Origin of the sequence: Streptomyces ureilyticus (assembly GCF_011045025.1) — a bacterium.
GTDB classification, from domain to species: domain Bacteria; phylum Actinomycetota; class Actinomycetes; order Streptomycetales; family Streptomycetaceae; genus Streptomyces; species Streptomyces ureilyticus.
The window spans coordinates 1-838 of the sequence record NZ_JAAKZX010000497.1 but is presented as its reverse complement, the minus strand read 5'-3'; the positions used below and the strand labels follow the sequence as shown (position 1 = coordinate 838).

Genomic DNA, 838 nt, shown 5'->3' with positions numbered 1-838 from the left:
GGTTCTCAGCGGGTCCGAACTCGTGCAGCACGACGGCGCGCATGACCGTTCCTTCCGGTAGATCTGCAGGAGAACAGCCACTCTGCGACCTCAAGTTGACTTGAGTTCGAGCTGGAATGGGATCCGGCGCTCCCGCTCGGCACCCTCCCGGGCCTGCCGATTGGTCCACCACAGCTGATGGACGACGAGGAGCATGAGGACGACACCGAGGGTTACGAGGATCTCGGCCCCGTTCCAGAGAACGCGCGCGACGAGCGCACGCCGCCGCAGACTCCGCCGACTGGTGACGGGAACCCGCATGCGTACGCCTCCCTGCCCCGGCCTTCCGCTCCGGCCTTCCTGCCTGCCATCGCGGGCGCACGATAGGCGCTACCCCCGCAACTCACCAGGGGAACGGCAGTACGGTGTCCCCCATGCGCCCCGACACGCCTGCCGAACACGTCGACCACAACGCCGAAGCAGCACGCCTGGAGCGGACCGCCGGCCTCTACCCCGAGGACGCCGAGCACCTGCTGCTGCAGGCCGCGGCCCACCTCGAACTGGCCGACGACCGCCCCCGAGCCAGCACCCTCTACGACCGCCTGCTCTCCACCCCCGACTCCCTGGAGAACCCCCTCCTGGTACGCGCCCTGAAGGCGGCCAACCTCTGGGAGTACGGCCACGAGGCGGAGGCCCGAGCGATCATCGACGGCGTCCGCGCCGCGTCCCCCCGCGACCCGGCCCCCTGGGTGATCATCGCGGAGGCCCTGGAGGCCCACGACGAACTGGAGGCAGCGCAGGAGACGTTCACGGAGGGCGCGACGCTGCTGCTGACCGACGTAACGGACCCCCCGTACGC

Annotated in this window: 1 protein-coding gene and 1 pseudogene; one reads left to right on the top strand and one right to left on the bottom strand. The window is 70.0% G+C overall.

Going from position 1 to position 838, the window contains the following annotated elements; genetic code table 11:
- Window positions 1–90: 90 nt before the first annotated feature.
- The gene (locus G6048_RS48350) at window positions 91–300 is read right to left on the bottom strand and encodes a hypothetical protein (protein ID WP_328829190.1); all 210 of its coding nucleotides are present in this window, start codon (window positions 298–300) and stop codon (window positions 91–93) included.
- Window positions 301–413: 113 nt separating this feature from the next.
- On the opposite strand from G6048_RS48350, the pseudogene G6048_RS48345 reads away from it, so the two are divergent.
- Window positions 414–838, top strand: a pseudogene (locus G6048_RS48345) (hypothetical protein); the annotation flags it as partial.